The sequence below is a fragment of the Acinetobacter sp. YH12144 genome (genome assembly GCF_013418345.1).
GTDB lineage: Bacteria > Pseudomonadota > Gammaproteobacteria > Pseudomonadales > Moraxellaceae > Acinetobacter > Acinetobacter amyesii.
In genome coordinates this window covers 56347-76799 of sequence record NZ_VPCD01000012.1, presented here as the reverse complement: position 1 = coordinate 76799, position 20453 = coordinate 56347, and the positions used below count along the sequence as shown (strand labels likewise).

Annotated in this window: 16 protein-coding genes and 3 pseudogenes; 17 read left to right on the top strand and 2 right to left on the bottom strand. The window is 39.5% G+C overall.

Annotated features, from left to right (window positions below; all coding sequences use genetic code 11):
- The first annotated feature begins 765 nt into the window (after nt 1-765).
- The 9 genes from FTU79_RS09750 to FTU79_RS09710 all read left to right on the top strand — a co-directional run bounded on the left by FTU79_RS09750 (nt 766) and on the right by FTU79_RS09710 (nt 11172).
- Nucleotides 766-1539, top strand: a complete 774-nt coding sequence (locus tag FTU79_RS09750; protein WP_094069344.1) for a ParA family protein — start codon at nt 766-768, stop codon at nt 1537-1539.
- Nucleotides 1540-1552: 13 nt separating this feature from the next.
- Entirely contained in the window at nt 1553-2464 is a 912-nt protein-coding gene (locus FTU79_RS09745) for a ParB/RepB/Spo0J family partition protein (protein WP_070153141.1), read from the top strand.
- Between the two features lie 105 nt (nt 2465-2569).
- On the top strand, nt 2570-2848 hold the full coding sequence (locus FTU79_RS09740; protein WP_070153138.1) for a hypothetical protein: 279 nt from the start codon (nt 2570-2572) through the stop codon (nt 2846-2848).
- A gap of 227 nt (nt 2849-3075) precedes the next feature.
- Nucleotides 3076-4623 (top strand): class I SAM-dependent DNA methyltransferase, encoded by a 1548-nt coding sequence (locus FTU79_RS09735; protein ID WP_154320136.1) that lies wholly within the window; start codon nt 3076-3078, stop codon nt 4621-4623.
- Nucleotides 4620-5735, top strand: coding sequence for a restriction endonuclease subunit S (locus FTU79_RS09730; RefSeq protein WP_104915058.1), 1116 nt, complete (start codon nt 4620-4622; stop codon nt 5733-5735). Before FTU79_RS09735 ends, FTU79_RS09730 begins: the two co-directional genes overlap by 4 nt.
- A gap of 55 nt (nt 5736-5790) precedes the next feature.
- Nucleotides 5791-6324 carry a DUF2939 domain-containing protein gene (locus tag FTU79_RS09725; protein WP_167846516.1) on the top strand — a complete coding sequence of 178 codons (534 nt, stop codon included), beginning with the start codon at nt 5791-5793 and terminating at the stop codon, nt 6322-6324.
- Nucleotides 6325-6352: 28 nt separating this feature from the next.
- Nucleotides 6353-6829, top strand: a complete 477-nt coding sequence (locus FTU79_RS09720; protein ID WP_070153126.1) for a hypothetical protein — start codon at nt 6353-6355, stop codon at nt 6827-6829.
- A gap of 84 nt (nt 6830-6913) precedes the next feature.
- Nucleotides 6914-10153, top strand: coding sequence for a type I restriction endonuclease subunit R (locus tag FTU79_RS09715; protein ID WP_218944576.1), 3240 nt, complete (start codon nt 6914-6916; stop codon nt 10151-10153).
- Nucleotides 10154-10647: 494 nt separating this feature from the next.
- A complete protein-coding gene (locus tag FTU79_RS09710; RefSeq protein WP_154320138.1) occupies nt 10648-11172 on the top strand; it encodes a hypothetical protein in 525 nt (174 codons plus the stop codon).
- A 49-nt stretch (nt 11173-11221) separates the two neighbouring features.
- Here FTU79_RS09710 and FTU79_RS09705 read toward each other — a convergent pair.
- Nucleotides 11222-11530 (bottom strand): annotated as a pseudogene (locus FTU79_RS09705) (transposase); the annotation flags it as partial.
- Between the two features lie 31 nt (nt 11531-11561).
- On the opposite strand from FTU79_RS09705, the gene FTU79_RS09700 reads away from it, so the two are divergent.
- Both FTU79_RS09700 and FTU79_RS09695 read left to right on the top strand, forming a co-directional pair.
- Complete coding sequence (locus tag FTU79_RS09700) at nt 11562-12008, top strand: Wadjet anti-phage system protein JetD domain-containing protein (protein WP_228291712.1); 447 nt, start codon at nt 11562-11564, stop codon at nt 12006-12008.
- Nucleotides 12009-12031: 23 nt separating this feature from the next.
- Nucleotides 12032-13191, top strand: a protein-coding gene (locus FTU79_RS09695) for an IS3 family transposase (protein WP_154320140.1) whose coding sequence is annotated in 2 segments (ribosomal slippage) — nt 12032-12266 and nt 12266-13191 — 1161 coding nt in all. Because the reading frame shifts where the segments join, the coding sequence is not laid out codon by codon here.
- A 354-nt stretch (nt 13192-13545) separates the two neighbouring features.
- Here the strand turns inward: FTU79_RS09695 and FTU79_RS09690 are convergent.
- Nucleotides 13546-14880 carry an ISNCY family transposase gene (locus FTU79_RS09690; protein ID WP_103254392.1) on the bottom strand — a complete coding sequence of 445 codons (1335 nt, stop codon included), beginning with the start codon at nt 14878-14880 and terminating at the stop codon, nt 13546-13548.
- 156 nt (nt 14881-15036) lie between these two features.
- Between FTU79_RS09690 and FTU79_RS09685 the strand changes: the two genes are divergently transcribed.
- From FTU79_RS09685 to FTU79_RS09660, 6 genes and pseudogenes are all read left to right on the top strand, one after another.
- Nucleotides 15037-15336, top strand: coding sequence for a hypothetical protein (locus FTU79_RS09685; protein ID WP_179989178.1), 300 nt, complete (start codon nt 15037-15039; stop codon nt 15334-15336).
- Nucleotides 15337-15545: 209 nt separating this feature from the next.
- A pseudogene (istA, locus tag FTU79_RS09680) lies at nt 15546-16566 on the top strand (IS21 family transposase).
- A 13-nt stretch (nt 16567-16579) separates the two neighbouring features.
- A pseudogene (locus FTU79_RS09675) lies at nt 16580-16984 on the top strand (HlyD family efflux transporter periplasmic adaptor subunit); the annotation flags it as partial.
- 173 nt (nt 16985-17157) lie between these two features.
- Nucleotides 17158-17829: a DUF4145 domain-containing protein gene (locus FTU79_RS09670; RefSeq protein WP_180049804.1), complete on the top strand. Its 672-nt coding sequence runs from the start codon at nt 17158-17160 to the stop codon at nt 17827-17829.
- Nucleotides 17830-18502: 673 nt separating this feature from the next.
- Complete coding sequence (locus FTU79_RS09665; RefSeq protein WP_179994476.1) at nt 18503-19075, top strand: LexA family transcriptional regulator; 573 nt, start codon at nt 18503-18505, stop codon at nt 19073-19075.
- Nucleotides 19072-20370, top strand: a complete 1299-nt coding sequence (locus FTU79_RS09660) for a Y-family DNA polymerase (protein ID WP_179994477.1) — start codon at nt 19072-19074, stop codon at nt 20368-20370. Before FTU79_RS09665 ends, FTU79_RS09660 begins: the two co-directional genes overlap by 4 nt.
- Nucleotides 20371-20453: the final 83 nt, after the last annotated feature.

Genomic DNA, 20453 nt, shown 5'->3' with positions numbered 1-20453 from the left:
CTTGTCATCAGAAATATGCATTTTTGACGATTTATTGTCCTTAAAGTGGAATGAAATATATTATTTCCACCATATAGTGACAGACCTTCCACCTTTAGCTCTAAACTAACAGTTCAAAATACCCATTTTCACTTATTTCTTCCAAATTTAGGTATGCTATGTCAGATAGAAACCTAGATGTGACAAGGCTTCCACCTTTCATTAGATTTGAAAGGTATAAATGAATAGATAATCATCAGGAAATATCCAATAAAAAAAATTTATCCACAGGGTGCTAACACATAGTGACAAACCTTCCACCCTTAAAGATTGTTTAGCCAACTTTATCAACAAATTAAGTATTTATTTTTGCAAGAGTTTTTTAAAAAATATAACCTTTTTAAAAATAGTAGTGACAAACCTTCCACTCTTGTGACAAACTTTCCACTTTACGGTGACAGACCTTCCACCTTTGAGTGACAGACCTTCCACCTTTGAGTGACAGACCTTCCACCTTTGAGTGACAAACCTTCCACTTTACGGTGACAAGCCCTCCACTTTTAAACTTATAAGCATTTGTTTTATATAGCAAAAAAACAGTCTTAATTATTAATTAGCTAAATAAATAATTATACTAATTATTAATTAAGCTAGCTTATTTAAAAATTAGTTTTTTAAGTTGTTTTACACCTAAATAAATAAGATTTATAAATTTAAAAACTATAGTATGATGAGTGAAAGTTATTTATATTGTTAAACATTCAAATACGGAAGCATCTGACACGTATGTCTGCAAAAATTATTACGGTTGCTAACCACAAAGGTGGATGTGGCAAAACAACGACCGTTGTACATCTAGCCTCTGAACTTGCAAATCTTGGCAATAAAGTTTTAGTCATTGATTTAGATCCTCAAGCAAACGCAAGTTTACACATTGGGATCCAACATCCAAGCGAAATTGTTGTTACTTCAGCAGAATTACTCGTTGGTGATATTTCATTATTAGCTGATGCATTACAAGAAGAAACAAACTTTGAAAAAGTATCATTAATTTATGGCTCATTAAATTTAGGAAAAACTGAAGACCAGCTTAAAGAAGAAGCTCCTCGTCCTTCAGAAGAATTAAGCATCAAGCTAGAACTGTTAAAAGATCTTTACGACTTCATATTAATTGATTGCCCACCTAGTCTTAAACTATTAACCAGTAATGCCTTAGCATCATCAACACATGTCATTATCCCTATCGAATCTGGATCACAATATGGACTGTATGGGGTAACAGATCTTTTAAACCATCTTGAAAAGATAAAACGTATTAATCCAGATTTAGAGCTTTTAGGCGCTTTACTGATTAAACATGATGAACGTCAGAATGTTTGTAAATTGATTCGGGATGAAGCTTTAAAACAGGTTGGAAAAATTTTACAAACTACCATTCCTCAAAGTACTAAAGTTAATCAAGCAGCAATTCTGCAACAGCCACTTTTGAAAGTAGAAAAAAATTCAAAAGTACGTAAGGCTTTTGAAAGCCTTGCTTATGAAATTGTAGCGAAAGTTTAAACCTGAGAGTATTATGGCAAGCACTAAAGAGCTTTTAGCTCAAAAATTGAAACAAAATACAGAAAAACATCAGCAAGCACAGAAAGACAATATTAAAGAGCTAAAAGAATTTAGACGTAATGTTCCTATTGAGGATATCAGTCGCAGTCCCAACCAACCGCGTAAAGTATTTGAAGATTCTCAATTAAAAGAACTGGCGGATTCTATTAATGAAATCGGCCTTTTGCAGCCCATTACAGTGCGTAAACTTGATAATCTGAAATATGAACTGATTGCAGGCGAGCGACGCTTACGGGCGCATCAATTACTCGGCAAGTCGGTGATTGAAGCCATTATCATTGATGCTAATGATGAAGAAGCATCTTTGTTAACCCTAGCTGAAAATTTAAAGCGTCAAGATCTGACAGATTATGAAATTTTTATTGGTTTGAACTCACTTGATGAAAAGTTGAAGAAGAACAAGCAACGTTTAGCTAATTCATTGGGTTTAAATCGCGAAGATATGTACAAATATCTATCGTATGAAAAGCTGCCTAAAGCAATGTTGAATGACCTGGATTTGGAGCCAGGTCTAGTCGGTCGTACTGCTGCAACAGCGTTCAAGAAATTTTTATCGGATCATATAGAGCAACTTTCGGAGGCGGAAACAGCTTTACTCGGTGCTTGGGAGAAATTAAAAGAAAAAAAACTGGAGCAAAGCAAAGTTACTTCTTATGCTGAAAAACTATTGAGTCAAGATCCAGAAAAAGTAACCACGACATCAGTGGTAAGAAAAATCGAATATGATGGTAAGGTTGCTGGAAATATCAAACTGAATCAAAAACAGCTCAATATCTCTCTTAAAATTTCAGAAATTGATGAAGCTAGTCTTTTACAACTAGAAGATTTTTTAAAACAGCTTATTCAGAAAAGTGAAAAAGTGTAGCAACTTGCTACACTTTTCAGTTTGCTCATAAAACTCTCACACTTACGTGAGAATTTTTTATAATTATCACATGCGAAAAATTATACCACCCAAACTGAAATTGATATGGTTACGCTAGAAGAGTTTATTCCTAAAAATTATCTTATACGTAAAATAGACAAAGCGATTGATCTCAATATCATTCATGAACGTGTCGCGCATCTATATTGTCCCGATAAGGAGACTGTTGAACGAATTTTGCCGTTGCAAAATAATTACAGGGTCTCTGTTATGCAAGTAACGCAGCAATGTTTACTGTCAGTTACAGCACAAAACTTGAAGAAAATCGCCTTGCACTTATCGAAGTTAATTTTTATTGTATTTTTTAGCCATCAATACGCTTAAAAATAAATCACTATGAATAAGCGATAGAAGTTTAGAAAATACCCCCACTTTAACGATCGCTAAAGTGGGGTTTGTGATTAGTCTGAAAAGTGTAGCAACTTGCTACACTTTTTTAATACTTAAATTGTACGACAAGAAATGACGTATCAATACTTACACACGAGCGTATTATTGGGTACTATTGGTTTAACTAAAACTAGATAACCTATTCATTGCAGGACAATTCCATGGCACGTACTCCAAAGCAAACCAAACAAGAACCCATTGAGGTCATTCTTTGGAAAGCTGCAGACAAACTTCGTAAGAACATTGATGCTGCTGAGTACAAGCATGTAGTCCTTGGTTTGATCTTCCTCAAGTACATCTCTGACTCATTTGAAGCTCACTACAACCTATTGGTTGAAGGTGAGGGAGAGTTTGCAGGAGCTGATCCTGAAGATCGTGATGAATACACTGCATACAACGTCTTCTTCGTTCCTGAGATCGCACGTTGGTCATACCTGTTAAACCAAGCAAAGCAAGTCACCATTGGTAAGATTGTAGACGATGCAATGGAAGCCATTGAGAATGAGAACCCTCAGCTCAAAGGTGTACTACCTAAAGTCTATGCACGTCAAAATCTCGATCCTACGAGCCTAGGTGAGCTGATAGACCTCATTGGTAACATTGCCCTAGGTGATGCAAAAGATCGCTCTGCCGACGTTTTAGGACACGTATTCGAGTACTTCCTAGGTGAGTTCGCTTTAGCTGAAGGTAAGCAAGGTGGGCAGTTCTACACGCCTAAATCCATCGTGAGCTTATTGGTTGAAATGCTAGAGCCATACAAAGGACGTGTATTCGATCCTTGCTGTGGTTCAGGTGGTATGTTCGTACAGTCTGAGAAATTCGTAGAATCGCATCAGGGTTTAGTGGACGACATCTCCATCTATGGTCAAGAAAGTAACCAGACAACTTGGCGTTTGGCCAAGATGAACTTAGCCATTCGTGGCATTAACTCAGAGCATGTGAAATGGAACTCTGAGGGTTCATTCCTGAATGATGCACACAAAGACCTGAAAGCGGATTACATCATTGCTAATCCACCATTCAACGTCTCTGATTGGAGCGGTGAGCAGTTAGTGGGTGATGCTCGTTGGTCTCTAGGTACACCACCTGCAGGCAATGCGAACTTCGCATGGATGCAACACTTCTTGTATCACATGAGTCCTAAAGGTCAGGCAGGCGTTGTGCTTGCTAAAGGTGCATTAACCTCTAAGACCAGTGGTGAAGGTGAGATTCGTAAAGCCTTGGTTTCAGAAGCCAATGTCATCGACTGTATTGTGAACCTACCTGCCAAGCTGTTCCTGAACACACAGATTCCTGCTGCTTTATGGTTTATGCGTCGTGACCGTGTTAACTCAAGCCAATACCAAGATCGTAGCAATGAGATTCTGTTCATTGATGCTCGTAACCTAGGTCATCTGATTAACCGCAGAACCAAAGTCTTGTCTGATGAAGATATTAAGCTCATCACAGACACTTACCACAATTGGCGTAACAAGGGTGGTGAGTATGAGGATGTTGCAGGCTTCTGTGCATCTGTACCACTTGAGAAAGTCGCTGAGCTTGATTATGTACTGACGCCAGGTCGTTATGTTGGTTTAGCTGATGATGAAGATGAGTTCGACTTCAAGGTACGCTTTACAAGCTTAAAGGCAGAGTTTGAAGCACAGCTTGCTGAGGAAGCCAAGCTAAACCAAGCCATTGCTGAGAACTTAGCAAAGGTGGTTGTATGAGTGAGTGGCAGGTTGGGCGATTAGATAGCTTCTTTACCCTAAAACGTGGTTATGACTTACCAAAGCAATCTCGTGTTTCTGGTAGTGTTCCCATCATTGCTTCTTCAGGTTTTGCTGATTTTCATAATGAAGCCAAAGTAAATGAATCAGGTGTTGTGACGGGCCGATATGGAACCATTGGTTCAGTTTTTTTCAGTGATGTACCATTTTGGCCATTAAACACATCTCTTTATGTAAACGACTTTAAGGGGAATGACAAAAAGTTCATCTACTACTTTTTGCAAACATTGGATTGGGAAAAATTTAGTGACAAAAGTGCGGTGCCTGGAGTTAACCGTAATGATGTTCATCAAGAAGAGATATGCTTTCCGTCTCTCCCTGAACAAAAAGCCATAGCCTCAATCCTTTCATCATTAGATGACAAGATCGACTTACTGCACTGTCAGAACAAGACTTTGGAAGCCATGGCTGAAACACTGTTTCGTCAATGGTTTATTGAGGAAGCGAAAGAGGATTGGGATGATTTACTAGTAAGTGATATAGCTACTCATATCAAAGACAATGTGAACCCATCAAAAGATCCTCTTAAGACATACTATCATTTTAGTTTGCCTGCTTTTGATTCAGGAGAAAAGCCTACTATTGAATTGGGTGCGGAAATTCTGAGTAATAAGTACAGAGTATGTGAGAACTCAATTTTAGTCTCAAAGCTGAATCCAAGAGTGCCTCGTATATGGTTATTAACTGATGTCAAAGATAATTATGTATGTTCAACAGAGTTTCAGAATTTGAAGCCTAAAGTAGGATCTCATTTAATGTTCTTGTATAGCTTATTCAATTCAAGAGATGTTATTGATGAATTAGCAATGAGTGCTTCGGGAACCAGTGGCAGTCATCAAAGGGTTAAGCCAGAAGATATGTTAAATATCTCTTTTAAGACTCCAAGTTTAGACTACCTTGAAGAGTATTCGCTGTTGATTACTCCTTCGATGCAAAAGGTTTCATCTAACAAGAAGCAAATCCAAACACTTGAACAACTACGAGATACCTTGCTTCCTAAGCTGATGAGCGGCGAAGTCAGAGTCCAATACCAAACAGAAGAAGTTGCATAACATTTGAGGTGAAGTCATTTGATGGCTTCACCTTTTTTACATTCAGGGGGCTGAATTGAATAAAAAAATTATAGGGGCAATCATTGCCTTAGTCGTAGTGATCTGTGGCTACTTGTATGCTTCGCCATACATTGCCATCAATAACATCAAGAATGCTGCACAAGTAGGTGATAGCGAAAAGGTGTCCAAGTACATCGACTATCCAAGTGTGCGTCAGAGCTTCAAAGATCAAATGAATGCCATGATGATGAAAGAGATGGCAACCCATAAAGATGATGGTTTCGCAGCACTAGGTGCCATGCTTGCATCTACCATGGTAGACAAGATGATTGATGGTTTTGTCACACCTGAAGGGATGACCATGATGATGCAAGGCAAAGACCTTAAAGATGCAGCACATTCATCACAGGGAGCATCAACAACAGAAACCAAAGAAGAAGATCAAGCAGAGTACAAAACTCGCTATACCTCATTCAGTGACTTTGAGGTTGTGATCCAACATCCAAATGATTCCAAAGCCGTCACTGTCAAAATGGTTCGTGATGGTTTGAGTTGGAAAGTGAATAAGATCGCTGTGCCGATGGATTAAGTAAAAGAGAACAAAGAGGAAAAACAGAATGATAAAGCGCATGATTCAAATGGGATTTGGCTTGATTGCTGTAGTTAGCTTTGCTGCAACCGTTCAAGCAGCACCGGCTAAATTCAATCATAGCGGCATACAAAAAGGTAAAGTCATAGAAACCTGTTATCACTCTCCTTGTTCAGTCGCCAAGTTTGTCTCTTACAAACAACTGAATAAGACAGCGACTGAATCCAAGATTCAAGTCACCTTGCTGGGCGGTAGTCGTGAGTGGGAAGCCAAGAAAATTGACTGGAATAGATCGCCACATAAAGTCACTGTGAATTGCTCATACCAACGACCAACAGTTCAGATTGGTTCACAAAAGACTCTGATTCCACTCAATGATGGTTTAGGTGTTCCTGGAGTACTGATGGTAGATGCTGAACTCTATCTATATGTTTGCCATAAGTTTGAGGGCGCTATTGAGAATGCTGTGCAGAAGTATGGCTATAACGTGCAGGACGATGAATAAGGTTTCTTAGCTTTACATCATATAAAAAATTAATGAGTCCAGGTTATATGGATAAGTTTAGGGGGAAATAATCAAGTGACTAAGATGACCGAATCAGACATTGAGCTGATGGCGATAGAGCAACTAGAGGGATTGGGCTATACCTATGTGTATGGACCTGAGATTGAATCGAAGGGCACTAACCCTCTACGAAGCTATAAGCAGGTCATCTTGGAAGACAAAGTGCTTGATGCATTACAACGCTTAAATCCTCATTTAAGCCAAGACAAATGTACTGAAGCACTAAAGCAAGTCACCAATATTCAATCCCCTGATCTACTCAGTAATAACCAAGCATTCCACCGACTGCTCACTGAGGGCATTAACATTGAGGTGAGCAAAGAGGGTAACACTCAAGGTGAGTATGCTTGGTTGATTGACTTTGAGAATCCAACCAATAACGAATTCCTTGTCGTCAATCAAGTAACCATCAAAGAAGATCGCTGGACAAGACGACCAGACATTATCTTGTATGTGAATGGCTTACCCTTGGTGGTCATTGAACTCAAGAATGCAACAGACGAGAATGCCACTGTAGAAGGCGCATACAAGCAAATACAGACCTATCAAAGCCAAATCCCTAGCTTGTTTACCTACAATGCTTTCAACGTCATCTCTGATGGTTTAGAGGCGAAAGCAGGTACTGTCTCAGCAGACTACAGTCGCTACATGGCGTGGAAGACAAACAATGGTCAAACCAAAGCCAAGAAGACACAAGCACAGCTAGAAGTCCTGATTCATGGTTTACTGAATCCAGTCACACTACTCGACATGATTCGACACTTCATTGTCTATGAATCAACGAAGCACGAGGATACCAATGGCTTAATCACCATTAAGACCATCAAGAAGATGGCTGCATATCATCAGTACTATGCAGTGAATGCAGCAGTCCTCTCGACTATTCGTGCGTCTGCAGTGAACTCGGACTCGAAATCAGCAGAAGTTGCCATGCAACATCAAGGTAGAAGTAAGCTCGAATTGGTACAGCAACAAGCAGTCGGTGACAAGAAAGCCGGTGTGGTATGGCATACCCAAGGCTCAGGTAAGTCTTTGTCTATGGTTTTCTACACAGGCAAGATTGTCTTGGCTTTGGATAATCCAACAGTCGTTGTGATCACAGATCGTAATGATCTAGATGATCAGCTCTTTGGTACATTCGCTGCATCAAGCCAACTCCTTAGACAAACACCACGACAAGCAGACAGCCGAGAAGAACTCAAAGAGTTACTCAAGGTGGGTTCAGGTGGCGTGATCTTCACCACCATCCAAAAGTTCCAACCGGATGATGGCACTAGCGTCTACGAGCAACTGTCAGACCGAACCAACATTGTCGTGATTGCAGATGAAGCACATCGTTCTCAGTATGGCTTTAATGCCAAGGAAGTCGATGTCAAAGATGAAGATGGCAAGGTTGTCGGTAAACGTACTGTCTATGGTTTTGCCAAGTACATGCGTGATGCACTTCCTAATGCTACTTACCTTGGTTTCACAGGAACACCAATTGAGAAGACGGATGTAAACACACCTGCAGTCTTCGGGAACTATGTAGATATCTATGACATCTCGCAAGCAGTGGAGGATGGTGCAACTGTTCGTATCTTCTATGAAAGCCGCCTAGCTAAGATTGCCATCAGTGAGGAAGGCAAAGAGCTGATTGAAGACTTTGATGACCAGTTTACTGAAGATGACTTAAACCAAACTCAAAAAGAACGTGCGAAGTGGGCAAGAGTCGAAGGTTTGATCGGCAGTAAAGAACGTATCAAAGCCATTGCAAAGGACATCGTAGAACACTTTGAGCAGCGTCTTAAAGCCAATGCAAACCAAGGCAAAGGCATGATCGTCAGCATGTCTCGCAGGATCGCTGTAGACCTTTACAACGAGATTGTAAAGATCAAACCAGAGTGGCACAGTGATGATCTGAATGATGGTGTAATCAAAGTTGTGATGACTGCCTCAGCTTCAGATGGTGAGGTGATTGCTAAACATCACACTACCAAGCAACAGCGCCAACGCTTAGCAGATCGTATGAAAGACAATGATGATAAGCTCAAACTCGTTATTGTTCGTGATATGTGGCTGACTGGTTTCGATGCCCCAAGTATGCACACCCTTTACATCGACAAACCAATGAAAGGTCACAACCTCATGCAAGCGATTGCACGAGTCAACCGTGTCTACAAAGACAAGGCTGGTGGCTTGGTTGTGGACTATCTTGGTATCGCATCTGACTTGAAAGAAGCCTTATCGTTTTACTCAGAAGCAGGTGGTAAAGGTGATCCTGCATTGGTGCAGGATGAAGCTGCAACGATCCTGCAAGAAAAGCTAGAAGTGCTTGATGGCATTTTGCATGGCTTCAACTACCAAGAGTACTTCACTGCAGATACTTCTCGTAAGCTCAACATCATTTTAGAAGCGGAAGAGCATATCCTTGGTGTAGATCAAGGAGAAGGGAAGACTCGCTTCCTGACAGCAGTCACAGCGATGTCACAGGCATTCGCATTAGCTGTACCTCATCCACATGCTATGGAAGCTGCACCAGTGGTGGCATTCTTCCAAGCAGTCAAAGCACGTCTTGCTAAGTTTAGTGATGGTACAGGCAAGATTTCTGGCTTAAGTAATGCTGAGCTTGAAGCCAAGGTAAAGCAAACCATTGACCAAGCTCTAGTCACAGAGCAAGTGGTAGATATCTTCGATGCTGCAGGGATTCAGAAACCAGATATCTCGATTCTCTCTGATGAGTTTATGCAGGAGATGAAAGACTATAAGCATAAGAACATTGCGCTTGAAACACTTAAGAAGTTACTTGGTGATGAGATTAAGGTACGAGAGCAACGCAGTGTCACCCAAGGTAAGAAGCTCATGGATATGTTGAGTTCAGCAATTAAGGGTTATCAGAACAAGGTACTTACTGCAGCAGAAGTCATTGATGAACTGATCAAGTTAGCTAAGACAATTCAGGAGTCAGACAAACTGGCTGAAGAACTCAACCTGACTGAATACGAATATGCGTTCTACTCAGCAGTAGCAGACAATGACAGTGCTCGAGAATTGATGCAGAAAGACATATTGAGAGAACTTGCAGTCGTACTCACTGATTCTATTCGTAAGAATGTGACTTTGGATTGGACGATCAAGGAAGCTGCTAGAGCAAAGTTAAGAGTCATCGTGAAGAGATTGCTGAAGAAGTATGGCTATCCACCTGATATGGCTTTATTGGCTACAGAAACTGTATTGGAACAGGCTGAGCAGTTGGCTGAAGAGCTTTCCAGTTCAAAAGAATAGGGTACAGATAGTGTTCAAAAAGACCGCTATATTAACCATAACCAAGGGGGCATTTTTACACTGCTGCTAACAAGGACAACCCTTCACTTATACTAGCTCAAAACTGATCTGACAGTTCCCCGTTTTTTATTGTGCCTGTCAGGTTAAATTTGGGCTAAATTCTTATCAGCCCAAATTCGTTTTCCATTAAGTAAAGTTTCAAATGGGCTTCCTGTTTGACATCTTTTGGGAATAGTTTCGGATATTTTGTTGTTCTAACTTTTCATGATGCTGTTGAATTTAGTCCAGATCTCATAAAACATTGTATAACTGAAACGCTGGAAAACCTATTTAGCAAATTTGGGGTGTAGTTTCCACTTGAAATAATTCAATTAAAAATAAATGTATGTATTTTATTTATTTTTTGATATATTTCAGTTTAACCTAAAAACGACTAGTGATAGTTATAAAAAGTTGTGCTTAGAAGAATCTTTATTATTTTCAGAGGTTTACTTATGAAAAAGTTAGTAATCTTATTATCAATGTCGACGGTTTTTTTATCAGCTTGTGGTAATAAACATGACAAAATGGTTGGCTACTGGCAATTAGAAAATGTGCAAGGAAAGCGCATTATGCAAATTTTTAAAGAGGGTAAAGATAGTTATATTCTTAAAGAAAATGTGGTTGCTCGTAGTAATGTGGTGAATGGTAAAGAGGGAAGTTCTCTCGTATTGGAAAAAAAAGATGATACTTTAGCGGTTAATAATGGTTTAGCTGCTATGCCCTTACATTTATCTGATGATGGTCAAACATTACGTATTTCTAAAAATCAGTACAAAAAAGTAGATGAAAATTTTGTCAATAAAACAATAGAAAATATTAAAGTGTGTCATGAAATTGAAACAGAATATCGGACTAAAGTTAAAGAACTACCTATTTTTACTCGTGACCCTGCAATTCAAGAGCAACGTAAAACGTTGGCTGAGTCAACTACTAAAAAAATGCAAGCCATTGAAGATTGTAAATTTGGTATCTACTGATAATTACACTATTTAATGAGGGTGTAAATAATTCTGTGTAAATGTGGTTTTAAAAATACTTGGTTACACGTTCATCAAACATGATACTAAAACGATTCATGGCAGCTTTCCAATTCTGAATGGGCATCGTCCATTTTTTGCTTGCTGCCATAATCGCTAAATATACCACTTTTTTCACAGATTCATCGGTTGGGAAGATTTTTCTTTTCTTGGTGGCATGGCGAATGACACTGTTCAAGGATTCAATTGCATTGGTGGTATAAATCGCCTTGCGAATGTCCATTGGATAGGCAAAGAACGTGTTGAGATTCGACCAGTTGGCAAGCCATGATTTACTGATTTGAGGATATTTATCGTCTCACTTTTGACCAAATTCATCCAGGGATGACATACAATCGATACAGCGCATCATTATTATTGAAAATGGTGCCATGATGAATAGGGTATTTGATTGGTATATGCAGTTGCCTCTTGAGTGGCAGTCGAGCCTGTTTGTCTATCGTGGGCATGGGGCCAACATTAAAACAGTAGTTAAATTATTAGAACAAGTATCGGATAACTGCTTGTTGGCATTTTATGGTGATCTTGATCCGTATGGGATTAATATTGCCTCTCATTTTTATAAAATACGTCCTTTAGCCCTGATTGTGCCTAGTATCTGGCAGGAGATCACAGTCACTCATATCGACAACAATGTGAATAAATTCTTGAAGCAGATCGTTCAGACTAGGGATATTGCATTTGATCAAGCTGAACCTTTGATTTTAAGAGAGCTATTTCATCATGTTGATCCTAGCCAAAATAATGGACAGTACTTCCCTCTAAAGATAACGTAACGTTAACTTTGGAGATCCAAGAAATGGCCAAACGTTTTAATCCCAAATTTAAACAGCAAGCAATTGATTATGCACTTTCAAACTCACACGAGCCTACAGCTGCAATCGCCCAGAAATTAGGTGTGGGTTATTCAACTTTAGACAAATGGATTCGTGAAGCCAATCCAGTGGGTTCAAGCAAACGTCAACTTTCACCAGAACAACAGCGGATATTGGAATTAGAGAAAGAAGTCAAACAGCTTAGGGAAGTCAATGACATCTTAAAAAAAGCGCATGTGTACTTTCTGACAGATCATGCCAAGAAAAGTACACGGTAATTCAAGATCTGGATGTGAATGAAGTCACTGTATCTTCTGTCTGTAAATGCCTGGGTGTCAGCACTTCAGGCTATTATGCCTGGCGAAAGCGCCAGACCAATCTAGCGCAGAAATATAATGATTTAAAAGCCGTATATTGGCAGCATCATGCACGATTGGGTGCACCTTCATTGGTACATGACATGCATGATTTAGGTTACAGCATGAGCGAACGAACCGTTGGAAGAATGCTTAAAAAGCTTGGTTTACGTAGCAGGATTGCACGTAAATACAAGCATACGACTGATTCAAACCATCGTTTGCCTACAGCACCTAACTTGTTAGATCGTCAATTTACGGTCAATGAACCCAATAAGATCTGGACAACAGATATTACCTATATCCGTACTAAGCAAGGTTGGCTGTATTTATGTGTGATGCTGGATCTATTCAGCCGTCGTATTGTCGGTTGGCAAACCAGCTATCGAATAGACCGTCAATTGGTATGTGATGCGTTTCATTATGCAATGGCTCGTCAGGGGTATCCAATGGGTGTCATGGTACATTCGGACCAAGGCTCACAGTACTGTAGTCGTGATTTTAGGGCGCTATTATTGACGAATAACTGCGTTCAAAGTATGTCACGCAGGGGAAACTGCTGGGATAATGCAGTGACCGAAAGCTTCTTTCATACATTGAAAGTTCATGTGGTCCATGGCAGTGTATTTGCCACTCGAAAAGAAGCGAATGCTGTCTTGTTTGACTATATTGAGATTTATTACAATCGAATCAGAAGACATTCTGCAAACGGCTGTTTAAGCCCAGAAGCCTTTGAACAGAAATATTTCAAGAATTTAGAGGGATTTGTTGTCCACGATACTGTCTAGGATCAAAAACTAGATCACCTACCTGTATATCTTCGATTTTTTTCCAAATTCTCCGTGGTAAATTTAGATCCCTCTGTACACGCACTAGAGTACCCGCAATAAAACACCCAGTAAGTGCTGGTATTTCTTTCAATTTATCACCCATAAAAAATGTCCCCTATTATTTGTTAATGATAATGTATGACTGTTAATTTTTTATCGTTCAAATTCTATTCTATTTAACATAATGGGCGTTATACGAAATTTTCAAAAAAATACAATAAAAATGCGAGCTTAAGGCTCCCATTTTTGATTTTTGTGTGTTATTCACCAATTAAAATGTCTATGCGATAAACCATTTAAAATGTCCTGTTTTTAACTGCAAGAGTCAAGAACAGGATTTAAATTTCTTTGTTCATTGCTAGCTTTCTGAGCTTTACGACTCGGCATACTTTTCTTGGCACGGGAACGTTTATTCTGTTTTTCCAACTCTTCATGCTGTTGTTGGATATGGGCCAGAACTGCGCCTAACCGTTTATTCTCAACCACTTCATTCTGCTGCAGTCCAGTCAGTTTATTGAAGATACTGTAGTTGATCTTCCGTCCTTCATACATGATCGCAACAGTGCCATCCGGGTACTCCAGAAATGAAATGTATTGTCCAACTAATTTCTGGTTCAATTCAGTCGGTTCAAGCATATAAATACATTTGTCATACGTCAGGGTTAGATTCTTGGTGACCTTACGTGGTTCCTGCCAGGTAAAAATATCATCCAGTTCAAGATCAGATTCGGTTAATGGTCGATGTAAATTCTTTGAGTTACGCGCACACTTGGCGAACTTCTGATTGAACTGCTCAATGAAGCAGGGTAGCCAAGCATTGGCTTCAGCAATCGAACTGATGCCTTCCAGACGCATCTCTTTGATCAGACGATCCTGAAGTGTCCTGTTAGCACGTTCCACACGTCCTTTGGCCTGTGGTGAGTTGGCAAAAATAATATCGATGTTTAACTCATTCAGAATCCGCCCAAATTGCGTGATCTTGCTGTCTTGGCTCGATTTCTGATTCACTCGGAATACTGAGTGTTTATCGCTATAAAAGGCCAAAGGCTTGCCATATTGCTTAATGTAGGCTCTCGTGGAAAGCATATAGTCGAAGGTCGTTTCAGCCTCACAAAAGCGCAGATGCAACAGCTTTCCAGTGGCGTCATCGATATAAACCAGCAAACAGCATTTGGCGGATCGTCCTTCAAACCAGTCATGATAGGAGCCATCAATCTGGATCAGTTCACCGAAGCAATCACGGTTATATCTAGGCTGATATGGACGTTTCAGACGCTTGGATCGCGGAATCCAGAGCTCATTGGCAGTCATCCAGCGACGAACTGTTTCCACAGGAATATTCAGCTCAAACATGCTGCTGAGCTTCTCATGCGCCAAGGTGGGCCCAAAGCCCAGCAGATGTTCAGAAATAATGGAAAGGCACTTTGCTTTTAACAAGTCATCATGGCGACGATGGCCAGGTTGACCACGACTGGCATGAGCCAGACCTGAAACACCATCTTGATTGAGCTTCTGCAATAACCGGGTAATTTGACGGGTGGAAAGATTCAGGATTTCAGCAGCACGGACTTGGGTAATACGATGATCTCGAACGTCTTGCAGAACCGCAAGACGTTGAATTTCTTTGTCAGACATAGTGATCAGCATCTATATTTCATATCCAGTCCATGATGGTTAAATCATCATAAACTAGACATTTTTATTGGTGAGAATACAGACACTTTAAATGGGTTCTAACATTTCGATTTCGTATAAGGTGTATTATGTTAATTTTAGGGGAACTTAATTCTATAGGTGATACCAATGGACAAAAAGATAGAAGATAAAACTAAAGATATTAATGAAAAAATTCAAAAATTGGATTTAGCTATCCAAGAACTAATAGAAACTACAGACAATTTTTTTATTAATGATAAGTACTATGGAATTGAATGCGCTTTTATTTTAGACCATGCACTAAATATTAAAATGCACTTTTTCAACAAGTATCCAGCATTTGCACCACCTCACTTACGAGGAGTAGAAAATTATGATCGAATTATACATATTAGAGAAAATAATCCTGAAGATAAGCTAGAACAAATTTCTCCTCTTAAAGACTAAATTTTCTAATCTCGTACTTAGAATCCCCTACCATTTAACATAATGGTGGTTATACGAAATTTCAAAAAAATACAGTAAAAATGGGAGCTTAAGGCCACTGCTGTCCCATAAATATAACAAGTGTTAGCAGCAGTGTAAAAATAACCCTCTAACGGCATTTTAAAACTGACCCCCTTGGTTAATATAGCGGTCTTTTTGGACTGCTCAACATGTTAACTTTGGAGCAAGCAGTGACCATCCAAATTCTTCATCAACAAGGTAAATCCATTAAAGCCATTAGTCGTGAACTTGGGGTATCCAGGAATACCGTACGTAAATATTTACGGCAAAACACCACACCTCAGTATCGGCGTACACAACCTAGAATAAGTATTCTTGATCCATATAAACCCTATTTGCTTGAACGTGTAAATGCAGCTCATCCTGAATGGATTCCTGCCGTTGTGCTCTATAAGCAGATTTTAGGGTTTGGATATCCAGGAAAGATCAGGATATTGAGGGAATATCTTGCAACATTAAAACCCGTTGCCAAATCAGAACCCGTCATTCGTTTTGAAACCCAACCTGGTCAACAAATGCAGGTTGATTTCACCACGATTCGACGTCACCATACGACTTTGAAAGCCTTTGTGGCCACATTAGGTTATTCCAGAGCAACCTTCGTGAAATTTTATGATCATGAACGGACGGATGCATGGATCGATGGTCTGGAAAATGCATTTCAGTTCTTTGGGGGCGTACCTCAGGAAATCCTGTTTGATAACGCTAAAACGATCATGATTGAACGGGATGCCTATCAGGAGGGGCAGCACAAATGGAACCCCAAACTGCTCGATTGTGCCAAGAAATATGGCTTTCGCCTCCCGCGTATGTAAACCCTACCGCGCACAGACCAAAGGCAAAGTTGAACGCTTTAATGGATATCTCAAATCAAGCTTTATTGTGCAATTGAAAGCAAGCCTTAAGACTTCAGGCTTATTGTTGGATGTTGATGTTGCTAATGCCCACATTGGTCGGTGGTTGCATGAAACCGCCAATCAGCGGATTCATGCAACCACGCAAGAAAAACCAGCTGTTCGACTGCAGCAAGAGCAGCAAAGATTCGCGCCATTACCGCAATCAAATACGGTTTCCAGCATTGTGCCTGTTACAGCGGCACCGCATGTGATGCCCTACGAGAGTTTGCAGCATCCATTATCAGTATATGACCAGTTGCTGGGAGTTTCCTGATGAATCTGCAATTGGCGGAGTGATTTCTCAAAATGGCAAGTTGATGACAATTGTTCCGCTGGATGAACAACTTTTGGTTGAGGCACGTATTTCACCGCGAGATATTGCTTTTATTCATCCTGGGCAAGATGCACTGGTGAAGATCACCGCGTATGATTATTCTATTTATGGTGGGTTGAAAGGAAAAGTTTCTATTATTTCTCCAGACACCTTGAGAGATGAAGTTAAGCAAGATCAATTTTATTATCGAGTGTATATTCGAACGGATTCAGGAAAATTGATGAATAAAGCAGGCAAACAATTCAGTATTACTCCTGGCATGGTTGCAACAGTCGATATTAAAACAGGGGAGAAAACGATCTTAGATTATCTAATAAAACCATTTAATAAAGCGCAAGAGGCTTTAAGAGAAAGGTAAGCGTCCGCTGAACCCCACACTCTTTGAGTGGAACGTTCTTTAAAAAAACGTTCCACTTTATTGAATATTTATCAATACCGCATAGCTCGATGCAGGGTGCTATCTTCAGATATCTTATTTAACATAAAATGAAGTTATGCGACTTCAGAATGACCTAATACTTGAGAATAAATATGACCCAAAAAATACTAGATCGATTTTCTTCACTAATAGAAGAAGGTGATTCAATCTATCAAAAATGTGAAGCCGCTGGATCTGGTTATAATCCTGAATTACAATCAGCTTTTATCGAATGGCAAATGAAATCTAAAAATATATTAAGCATTACTTGTGGTGAAAAGTCACATTATTTGTCTCAGTTTGATAAAAATCTTAAAGCAGGAATGGGGGATACAAGAAAAGCAATATTAAATCGCGTGATTCCAATTTTAAGAGCGGCAGAAGATGATTTAAAAAATGGTTTTCCAATCACAATCAAAAAACTAATTCAGTCAGAGGTTTTTGATAGTGAGTTGGATCAAGCACAGCATTTCCTTGATTCAGGTTATAAAGTAGCTTCTGCTGTCACTGCTGGTGTAGTTTTAGAAACAGCAATTAAAGAATTAGCTAAAAATAACGGAATTGATATTTGCCAAGAAGGTACTACTAAACCTAAAAAACTTGATGCTCTTAATTCTGAATTAAAAAATGCTAATATCTATAGTGCTCTTCAACATAAGCAAGTTTTAACTTTGGCACATATAAGAAATAAAGCTGCTCATGGGGAGATTGAGGAATTTAATGATAACGATGTACAGAATATGATCCGAGATGTTGAAAGATTCTTACTTGAATATGCTTCTTAATACAACAAAAAAAGAGTCCACGTTATCTAATGGTGGACTCTAGTTCCAAATTTGAGACTAATAGAGTATCTATTTTCCAGATATTGAAATCATAGCCACGCAGACTTGCGTAGGTTTGACTGATACGCAAGTCGAGTAGCGGTCTGATTTCCGCATAACTTATGTTATGTTACTTGGGATACACTTGACGGTAAGATAATTTATTATTGCAACCGTCAAGTGCAGCACCAACGATATTATTGTAGGGTGCTGTGTTTAGATATCCTATTTAACATAATCAATATTATACGAAATGCTTTTTAAATTGTGTTATAATTCCATGTGTTGATACTAGTTTTATAGCCCATTCACCCTCGAATGGGCTTTTTTTATGATTGTTCACGTTCCACGATCAATAACTGAACAATGTTCCACAGTTTTATTTAATGTTGCTGAACAATCAATGGATACCAGTAAAGCCCTTTAGGTCTTCTGTTGCTTCAAATATAAAGTCTCTACGATCAAGGATTAGACAATCTTTATTGTGTCGTCTGATTGATCTTGTGGCTTTGCTAATATCATGGCAATCCCAAGATTTGGGATAATACTTTATTAAAGAACGGACAATCTTGTTTTTATATTCTGAGTTTTCTATAATCTTAATTATGTTACATAATCAAGATTGATAATAAAAATGACGCAAAATAAGCATGGTGGTGCACGCAAAGGTTCTGGCCGTCCTTTTGTCTATAACGAACCGACCAAGGTCATTCGGGTGCCAGAGTCTCGTGTATTGGAAATCAAGAAATACCTGAAAAAAAATGACACTCCAAAGTTTAACGATATTTCCTCTATTAGATTGCTTGAGACAAAAACACATTATGAGATTCCTGTTGCTTTGCAAAAAGTGGCTGCAGGCTTCCCTTCCCCTGCTCAGGACTATATCGATAAGACCCTTGATCTAAACGAGTTTCTTATTCAAAACCAACAGGCAACCTTTATCGTTGAAGTGGAATCCTTATCCATGCGTGATGCAGGGATTGATCTGAATGACAAGCTAATCGTTGACCGTAGTATTGAAGCCAAGCATGGGGATATTGTTCTGGCATTGATTGACAATGATTTTACGATTAAACGTTTGATGATTGAGGGTAATCAATGCTGGTTACAGGCGGCTAATCCTGATTTTGCTGATATCCATTTGAAAGATAATCAAACCATGCTGATTTGGGGTGTGGTTACCAGTGTGATCAAGAAGTTCAGATGAGCAGTTACGAGCGGATTTATGCCCTGATTGATATTAACAACTGCTATGTCAGTTGTGAGCGGGTATTTAATCCCAGTCTAAACAATAAACCTGTGATTGTGCTCAGCAATAACGATGGCTGTGCTGTGGCAAGAAGTAATGAAGCCAAAGCGCTGGGCATCAAAATGGGCGTTCCTCTCTTTCAAATACAAGATATTGTTCAGCAACATCAGGTCGTGGTGTTATCCAGTAACTATGCTTTATATGCTGAAATGTCCAAGCGTTTTCATTCAATTTTGGCTAGTTTTGTTGCGCCACATGAACAGGAAATCTATTCAATTGATGAGTGTTTTTTAGACCTGACCAGTTATGCACAAAATTTTGACTTAACTCAGTATGCGCATCACATGAAACAACGATTGTTGGATTGGATTGGCTTACCCGTCTCGATTGGTATCGGTCGTAGTAAAACCGAAGCCAAAATGGCCAACCATCTTGCCAAAAAAAGACAGGGTTTCAAGGGTGTGTGTAACTTACTCAATATGGATTTCCTAGATCAGGAAATGCTTTATTCAGACATTGAGGTCGGTGAAGTTTGGGGCGTTGGTCGTAAGTTAGTTAAAAAACTAAATGCCATGGGAATCTATTCGGTGCTAGATTTAGTGATGCAAGATGCTCATCGCATGGCGAGCCTTTTTTCTGTGGTAATGCAAAGAACAGTATTGGAGCTGCAAGGTGTTTCTTGTATGCAGTTAGATGATGCCCCTCCCCCCAAACAGCAAATCATAGCAAGTCGTTCATTTGGTGAAAAAGTTACCGAGCTAGATGATCTCAAAGAGGCTATGGGCAAATATGTACAGGATGCAGTCATACGTTTACGAGCAGACGCTTCCTTATGTGGATGTGTCATTGCTTTTGTGCAATCGAATCCTTTTGATTCAAAGGTTCCCTATTACAGTAAATCGTTGGCTTTTGAGTTTCCTGAACCGACGGATTGTGTTTTGGATCTGATTAAAACAGCCATGCAACTGCTGGAACACATTTATAAATCTGACGTGAAATATAAAAAGTGTGGTGTAATTCTGACGGATTTAATTGCTAAGCAGCGCTTTACTCCTGACCTGCTGACAGACCACAGCCAGCGTGAAAGTAATGAAAGCCTCATGCAGACTTTAGAAGCGGTAAAGGCGAGATATGGGAAAACTAAATTAGCTGTTGGCAGCTGCTACTTACCACAACGAAAGTGGTCAATGAACCGTACTCATTTGACCCAGAACTATTTTAGCTGGCAGGGATTATTAAAGATCGGCCATTAAATTCATTAGCCCCACCTATTTGGTTTAAGTCAGCTTAATGAAGAACTCGACACATAAGCCGACACAGGCTTGATCTTCAGTCA